This window comes from Mesorhizobium kowhaii, from assembly GCF_042431665.1.
Taxonomy (GTDB): Bacteria; Pseudomonadota; Alphaproteobacteria; order Rhizobiales; family Rhizobiaceae; genus Mesorhizobium; species Mesorhizobium kowhaii.
In genome coordinates, this window is sequence record NZ_JBHLYT010000088.1 from 1 (window position 1) to 8,298 (window position 8,298).

The 8,298-nt window shown below is 59.0% G+C and carries 4 protein-coding genes; 1 reads left to right on the forward strand and 3 read right to left on the reverse strand.

What is annotated here, in order from left to right; all coding sequences use genetic code 11:
* The first annotated feature begins 2 nt into the window (after window positions 1–2).
* Window positions 3–4,022: a beta strand repeat-containing protein gene (locus ACFFNA_RS34700; RefSeq protein ID WP_378924386.1), complete on the forward strand. Its 4,020-nt coding sequence runs from the start codon at window positions 3–5 to the stop codon at window positions 4,020–4,022.
* 223 nt (window positions 4,023–4,245) lie between these two features.
* Here ACFFNA_RS34700 and ACFFNA_RS34705 read toward each other — a convergent pair whose 3' ends face one another.
* The 3 genes from ACFFNA_RS34705 to ACFFNA_RS34715 all read right to left on the reverse strand — a co-directional run.
* Window positions 4,246–5,592 (reverse strand): HlyD family type I secretion periplasmic adaptor subunit, encoded by a 1,347-nt coding sequence (locus tag ACFFNA_RS34705; RefSeq protein WP_378924387.1) that lies wholly within the window; start codon window positions 5,590–5,592, stop codon window positions 4,246–4,248.
* Window positions 5,579–7,348 (reverse strand): type I secretion system permease/ATPase, encoded by a 1,770-nt coding sequence (locus ACFFNA_RS34710; protein ID WP_378924388.1) that lies wholly within the window; start codon window positions 7,346–7,348, stop codon window positions 5,579–5,581. The genes ACFFNA_RS34705 and ACFFNA_RS34710 overlap by 14 nt, the downstream gene beginning before the upstream one ends.
* Before the next feature lie 448 nt (window positions 7,349–7,796).
* On the reverse strand, window positions 7,797–8,298 hold a 502-nt coding region (locus ACFFNA_RS34715), incomplete at its 5' end, for a M10 family metallopeptidase C-terminal domain-containing protein (protein WP_378924389.1).

The following is an 8,298-nucleotide window of genomic DNA, read 5'->3' on the forward strand; positions in this document are numbered from 1 at the left end:
ACCTGGCCGCCGGCCAGAGCGTGGTCGAGCACTACACCGTGACCGTCGACGACGGCCACGGCTCGACCGCCATCCAGACGGTGGCCATCACCATCACCGGCACCAACGACTCGCCTGTTGCCAATGCCGACACCGGAGCGGTGCTAGAAGACGCGACCCTCACCGTATCTGCCGCGAATGGCGTGATCAGGGGCAACATGGGTGGATCAGCCGCCGACACCGACGTCGACAATGCGAACAACACGCTGGTGGTGTCCGGTGTGGTCGCGGGCGGCGGCGCAGTAACGCAGGGCGTGGGAGTCGGCAGCTCGCTCGCAGGCACCTACGGTCACCTCACGCTGAATGCCGACGGCTCGTACAGCTACGTGGCGGACACCGCCAACAGCCTCGCTTCTGGGGTCACAGCGGTAGACACGTTCACCTACACCGACAAGGATCCATCCAATGCGGTGTCGAACACTACGACGCTGCAGATCACGGTGACCGGCACCAACGAAAACCCGACCGTCACCGCTGGCCCACAGAGCGTGCAGCTGGTGGAAGCCGGTTTTGGCACGGCGGGCACGGCTGCGGCCAGCATCGCATTGACCAAGGGCGATGTGGACGCTGGTGACGCGGCTGTCTACGACGGCACCGCACTGACCACCCATGGCTGGGCGACCAGTAATGGCGGGGTGACCTACACCACAACTGGCATTTACGGCACCGCCACACTGACCACCGGCACAGGCGTGGTGAGCTATGCGCTCGACAACGCCGACACCGACACCAATGGATTGGCGCAGGGCGCCGGCGTCAGTGACAACTTCACCGTCTACGTCAAGGACGGCAGCTCCGGCACCGCCAGCACCGCGGTGAACTTCGCCATCACCGGAACCAACGACGCGCCCGACATCCATATTGTGGCGACAGGAGCAGCTGACAGTGCCGCCGCCGCACTGAACGAGGCCAACGCGGGACTGTCGACCAGCGGCACGCTCACTGTGAATGATCCGGACATCGCTGATACCGTGAGTTCGAGTGTGGCGACAGTCGTAGCCTCGGGCGCCATTGCCGGACTTGGGCTGACCAACGCACAGCTGCTGGCGATGCTGAGTGTGACGCCGATCTCGGGCCTTGCCGCGGATCCCGCTGACACCCACAATCTGAGCTGGACGTTCAACTCGGGCACCCAGGCATTCAACTATCTGGCGGCAGGACAGTCACTGGTGCTGACCTACACCGTGCAAAGCACTGACAACCATGCCGTGTCCGATACCCAGACGGTGACGGTGACGATCAACGGCACCAACGATGCGCCGGCAACCGTGGCCGACCTCGTTATCACCAGTGCGGGGAATAATCAGTCGTTTGATATTCCCGAGTGGGCGCTGGTCGCGAACGATACGGATCCGGACAACCCCACTCTTGACGTGCTCGCTGGAAGCGTTGGAAGCGCAACAAGTGGAACAGCAGGACACACCGCAGGTACGGGCAACAACGGATTTGTCACGTTCAACGATGACGGTAACATGGCGGGTTCTTTCCAATACCAAGTGACAGACGGAACGGCCTCAGGGTCGGTGGCGACCGTGACCATCGACAATCGTGGTAGCAGTGGAAACACCATTGTCGGGACCTCTGCTGGTGAGATTATGATAGGCACCGGCAACAAGGACAACTTCGATGGAGCCGGAGGAAACGACATCATCATAGGCAAGGCAGGTGGTGGCACCTACATTGGAGGCAGTGGAAACGACATCATTGTCTACCAGGTAGGTGTAAACGCTGGAAGCGGACAGGTCGTGATCCATGGCGACGCCGCAGCGGCGGCGGCCGGCATAGACAGTGACACGCTCAAGCTCATTCAGACGACGTCAGCCACGATCAACCTAGCGAATGCGAACCAAACAACCGCCGCCAATACCACTGTCGACGGCATGGAAAACATCGACGCGAGCCTTTCGTCCGGCGTGATGACCTTGACCGGCTCAAGCGGCGCCAATGTGCTGATCGGCGGATCCGCGGCAGATACCATTACCGGCGGGCTCGATGCGGACACAATGACAGGCGGCGGAGGCGCCGACACGTTTATCATCAACAGTGCGCAGTCCTTGGCGACCATCGGCGGTAGCGGCGATGCCGGGACCGTCACCGGATATGACGTCATTACCGACTTCGTCGGAGCTGCCGATTTCCTCGATTTGCAAGGCGCACCCGCCGCGGCAACCGGCACCAATATTGACGGTGCGAACTCCACTTTGACCATCGGCGGTCAAACCGTGAAATCACATACGATTTCTAACGGCATGGTTACCTTCGACGACGCGGACGCCTATAGTGCCGCGCTAAGCTTGGACGGGACCGACACCTCGCGCGTTGCGGCAGTCGTTCAATATTTGAAGAATAACGATATTGGAAATGCCGGTGCGACGGTGGCGTTCTCCGCAACCATCAATGGCGTGGCCCACACTTATGTCTATGAACAAGTCGGGGCAACCCAGAACCCCGCAAATGACATCCTGGTCGACCTTTCAGGCGTGACGCTGACGAGCGGCGGCACCAGCCTGCAAACCCTGATCACCAACACGCATGTCAAGCCGGCAGGCGTTGCTGGAGAGTCCATCAACCTGGCTCTGACCGACCCTTCGGCGGATCCGAACGACCTGATCACGCTCACGGTCACCGGCGTTCCCTCAGGCTGGAGCCTGAACGCGGGGACGAACAATGGCGACGGCAACTGGACCGTGCAAACAAACGATGTGCGTTCCCTGGCGATCACCTCGTCAACCGGGTTTGCGGGTGCGGTCGTGCTGAACATCGCCGAGACCTGGACGGGAGCGGATGGCAACACGGGGGCCAAGCTGGTTTCCGACAATGTCGAAGCCTACGCGCCGGGTTCGCCGATCTTTGCCTGGTCCGGCGACGACGTGCTGACCGGCTCGCACGGCAACGACCTCTTCGTCTTCTCGCAGCCGATTGGCAATGACACGGTGCACAGCTTCGACACGGCCGCGGACCATATCGATCTCATCGGCTATTCCGGTTTCGCGAGCTTCGCCGACGTCCAGGCGCATATGGCCGACGATGGTAACGGCAATGCGATGATCACACTTGCGGATGGCCAATCGATCACGCTCGACGGCGTGCATTCGAGCGCGCTTACCGGAAGCAATTTTGTCTTCGACCAGACGCCGGTGGTCAACAATGCCGGGACCATGACGATCGGTGACGGCGCGCTGCTGCCGCTGAGCGGTACAATCAACAATACCGGCCTTATCTCGCTCGACTCGGCCGGCAACGACACGCTGCTGCAGCTGATCCAGCACGGCATCACGCTGCAAGGCGGGGGACAGATCGTCCTTTCCGACAGCGATACGAACGTGATCTCCGGGACAGCTGCCGACGTCACCTTAACCAATGTCGACAACACCATCTCCGGCGCCGGCCAACTCGGCGGCGGTCTGCTCGGTCTGAACAATCAGGGCACGATCATCGCCACCGGCACCCATGCGCTGGTTATCGATACCGGCAGCAGCACGGTCGTCAACTCGGGAACGCTGGAGGCGACGGGGTCGGGTGGCCTGACAATCAACGGTGCCGTCGCCAACTCCGGACTGATCTGGGCCAATGGCGGTGACATCGCAATCAGCGGGCAGGTTACCGGCGACGGCGATGCCATCATCGGAAACATGTCGCAACTGGAGTTTCACGCCGCCTCTTCCGCAGACGTCATTTTCGGGACGGATGCGGCTGGCACATTGCGGCTGAACGATTCATTCGATTTCAGTGGCAGCATCGCCGGCATCACCAATGATGACAAAGTAGACCTCGGGGATATCTGGTACGGCACCGGAACATCCGCTGTCTATCAGGCAAACCAGGATGGAAATGGGGGAACGTTGACCGTTTCGGACGGCACCCATGATGCCACGCTCCACATTGTTGGCGCTTACTATGCAGACAGCTTCACCGTAGCCGACGACGGCACTGGGCGGACAGTGGTTGGTTATAATCCGGCGGACGACTTCCACTTCGTCTGACGTTGAAGGCCGCAGGCTCAAATGTGATAGCGGGCGCCGGATCAATCCGGCGCCCGCTTCACATCCGAGCTTCCGATATCAGGGAGATGGGGCCGGCCAAGAGCGGTTCACTGTTTCAGGGAAACGGCGAACCACTCTATCTCTTTGTTTTGACACACTTCCCCAGGGAAAGCGCTACGCGCTTTTCCCGGGATAACCGTTTCCCACTTTTCCTGGAATTGCTCTATCTCTCCCGGAAGGCGCGCTGGAACGAGTCCACAAGGGGCTTGGTCAGATAAGCCAGGAACGTTCGTTCGCCGGTTGAGATGAACGTTTCGACCGGCATGCCGGGATAGATCTGCTCGGGCTTGACCTGCGGTGGCAGCTTGTCGGCCATTTTAAGCCGGACAGTGAAGTAAGGCAGTCCCGTGCTGGGTGTTATCAGCCGGTCCGCCGAAATGTAGAACACCTTCCCGGGCACTTTCGGGGTTGTGCGCGCGTTGAGTGCCGTGAACATCATGTTTGCGTCCTGCCCCACCCGGATTGAGTCAATGTCTTCGGGCTTTATCCTGGCCTCGACGATGAGTTCGTTCGTGGTCGGCAGAAGCTCCATCACCACCTCCCCTGCTCGGATGACGCTGCCTTCGGAATTGTAAAGCGATCGGACGATGATGCCGTCCACCGGCGCCCGGATGGTCGTCCGCTCCAGGACCGATCGAGCAGCGTTGATTTGTTCCTCGAGGTCCGCGACCTGTGCCCGGGCTTTGTTCAGTTCCGTGACGGCATCCTCGACCCGGCTGGTCGTAAGCCGTTCTATCTGCTGGCGCGCTTCTACGGTCTGGGTCGCGGAGCTGGCAATCTGCGCTTCCAGAGATCCTGCCTGGCCGACCAGCTCGGCAGTGCTGCGCAGAAGATCGGTATATTCGGAACGATTCGTGAGTCCTTTTTTCAGCAGGTCTTTTTTTCTTTCCGTCTCCTCTTGGACGATCGCAAGCTGATTTTCTGCTGCCTCCTTCTGAGCCTTTAACCCGACAACGGCGTCCTGAAGAGCTGCTACCCTTTGCTTCAGAATCCCCTGTTCCGCACCATAACGCGCTAGCCGCGCCTGAAATTCCTTGTCTTGCTCTCCGAAGACACCGCTATATTCGGAAGCGCCTGAATAGGCTCCCAGGTCACTGGACAAGACAATTTTCTCAAGGCCGTCCCGCTCTGCTTCGAGCCGAGAAATTTCGGCTTTTTGTGCAACCCACTGCTTGAGAACGCGGTTGAGCTGGGACTGCGCCACCGTCGGATCGAGCACGATCAGGGCCTGGCCTCTCTTTACCCTGTCGCCCTCCCGCACCTTGATGATGCTGACCACACCTCCTTCGAGGTGCTGGATCATGACATTCTGCCCGGCTGCTGCGACAACACCTGGCGCGATCGTTGCTCCGGCAATCGGTGCCATAGCTCCCCAGAATCCAAAGCCGAGCAAGAAAACGGCCACGCTTCCATACCCCGCCAGCGTGATCCGATCTGTGCTCGTATCGACGTTGCGTTGCCAGCGATACGTCTTGGCGCCCGTCCGAATGGGTTGGCTAGGAACCGTCATTAGCGACTTTTACCTCCACGCGAGCGGGTGACGGGAAAGGCACCACTCCTTCGTTGTCATGTGACTGAGCGGCCGCAGCCGTCGCCGCTTGACCCCGTCGCTGGGCAAGTTGGTCGAGCACGTCCTTGGTCAAACCGTAGATCTCGACCTGGCCATTGCGCAGCATGAGTATACGATCGCATTTGGAAGCGAGGGAGGGACGATGGGTTATGACAAGCACGGTCGTTTTTCGCGAACGCGCCTGGATGATCGCCCGCTCGAGTGCGGCTTCGCCGTCGGAATCAAGATTTGCATTGGGCTCGTCGAGAACCAGGACCTTGGGATCGCCGTAAAAGGCGCGCGCAAGCCCAATGCGCTGACGCTCGCCACCCGAGAGGCGAACGCCGGTCGGGCCGATCACCGTCGAATATCCATCCCTCTGACCCAGGATAAGCTCATGCACCTGCGCCTGCTGCGCTGCTTGAATCAATTTCTCATCAGGCGCATTTGGCTCAAAACGCGCGATGTTCTGGCCGATGGTCCCTGGGAAAAGTTCTACATCCTGCGGAAGATAGCCAATATGACGGCCGAGTTCCTCCGGATCCCAGCTTCGAATGTCGCCGCCATCGATGCGGATTGCCCCCGAACGGGGCTCAATGGCACCGACTATGAGGCGCGCCAGCGTCGATTTTCCAGCCTGGCTTGGCCCCACGATCGCGACTGTTTCGCCGGCGCCTACTTCAAAGGTCAAGCGTTTTATCAGCGGCAGCGACCCGTCGGCCGAACCCGGAAGATGATAGACTATTTGATCTGCGCTCAACGCCCCTTGAGGCGTTGGCAATGCAACATTTTCCTTTGGTGCGGACCTTGATTGGGCAGCTGAAAGCCGCTTCCATGCAAGATTGGCGTCGATGACCTGCCGCCAACTTCCAATGATCTGATCAAGAGGTTGCAAGGCGCGCGCCGAAATCATCGACGACGCAAATATCATACCGGCGGTCATCTCGTTATGCAGAACCAGATAAGCGCCGACGCCCAATATCGCGATTTGCAGTACCGATCGTGTGGTGCGGGACACACCGCCGTAAAATGCGTTGGTGCGAGCGAGCCCATCGGAGGCGTGCAGCGAGCCGGAAAAACGAGTGCCCCAGAACTCTATCGCGTTGGACACCATGCCGAGCGCGCGAACCGTTTCGAAGTTTCGGGCGAAGGCCTGCGCCGAATTCATTGCGGCGCTAAGGTTCTCTGCCGCCTCCTTGCCAGGCCGCGAACTCGCGGCCTGGTTCAGCACGGCGATGGAGACCATGAGAATCGCTCCGACGACCGTTACAAGGAAGAGCAACGGGTGGATGAAATAAAGCAGGCCCACGAAGATTGGCCCAAAAGGAAGGTCGAAGAGAAAGAAAATCGTTCGTGAAGCGATGAAACCTCGCAGGGTGGCTAAGTCCCGCAAGGCTTGGACGTCGCCGAGTCCAGCGCGGGGGCCACTCATCGCCGCGAGAAAAGAAGATGCACCCAAAGAGACATCCAGTCGCGCGGCGAGTCGGCTTGCATACACGCCCCGCACGACTTCGAGCACTCCGAAAAGCAAAAGCGACGAAAGCGCGAGTAAGGTCAGGTAGGTGAGAGTGTCCAAATTGGCTGCGGGCAAAACCCGATCATATACCTGCAGCATGTAGAGCGGCAGGATTAGCACGAGCGTGTTCATCACCGCGGAGAAGAGGCCCATTTCGACCACGCTCCGCGATAGCACCTTTCGGTTTGTAGAACTGGACATGCCCGAAATTGCCCCCCGGCGAACAGCACGCACATTAGACAATCTTTATATATCATGCGAGGTCGTCACGCTATCGGCTGCGATTCTTTTGATAGCCATAGTAAAGAGGACCAAAGCGGGCCGTGGCGCTGCTATGGGTAGGCGTGCGGCCCGATCGGCCGAGTTAACCGAAAGGCGAGCGCCTTCGAGTGTTTGAGCCATCGGCCGAAGTCAGAACGCGGCGTCCGTCAGGGCTCCATACAGTCTGTCGGACGACTTGTAGGAAGCATCCGCCAAGACTGCGACGCTGACAGCCAGACTGTCATCCGGACGCAGACGATCTCCCTGGCAGCAAAAGGGCTACCGGTCTCAATGGGCACGGAGGCGCTCGACGGCAAACGGCGCAGTCAACGCCCAGAGAATTAGCGTCGATATCCACACATTTAACTTTTTATTTCGTAGTTTATCACTACAAAATAAAATCAGATGAATTAATACTCAAATTATTTCCAACTAATACGAATAGTAAATCTGCTATATTATCTCCGTTTGCATCTGCCTGGACGACCGTGTTGCCACCGGACTCAAACCACGTTAATGCGTGGGCGACAATACTACTATTCTGGCCTCCGAACGCAAAAGCTTGATTGCCTCCCACAGAGCTGTTGGCGTCAATTGCCGACACATCGATGCTGTCGGCCCCATGCTGGAAGTCGTTTAGCGTATCCCAGCTCGATGGATTGCTATCTGCAACTGCGTTGAAGACAAATCGGTCGTTTCCAATACCTCCGATGAGGATGTCTGCGCCTGCTCCGCCGTTGATTGCATCGTTTCCTGCAAGACCGGATATGTTGTTGTTAGAACCGTTGCCCGTCAGCGTGTCGCCGAATGCCGAGCCGATCAGGTTCTCGAAGCCGGAGAGGGTATCGCTGCCCGAGCCAATAGTGTTCTGGACGGCCGTTGTCGCAAGG

Excerpts from the sequence above, each read along its gene's own strand:
- ACFFNA_RS34705 (WP_378924387.1), bottom strand. The coding sequence starts at position 5,592 with ATGACGGTTCCTAGCCAACCCATTCGGACGGGCGCCAAGACGTATCGC.
- ACFFNA_RS34710 (WP_378924388.1), bottom strand. The coding sequence starts at position 7,348 with ATGTCCAGTTCTACAAACCGAAAGGTGCTATCGCGGAGCGTGGTCGAA.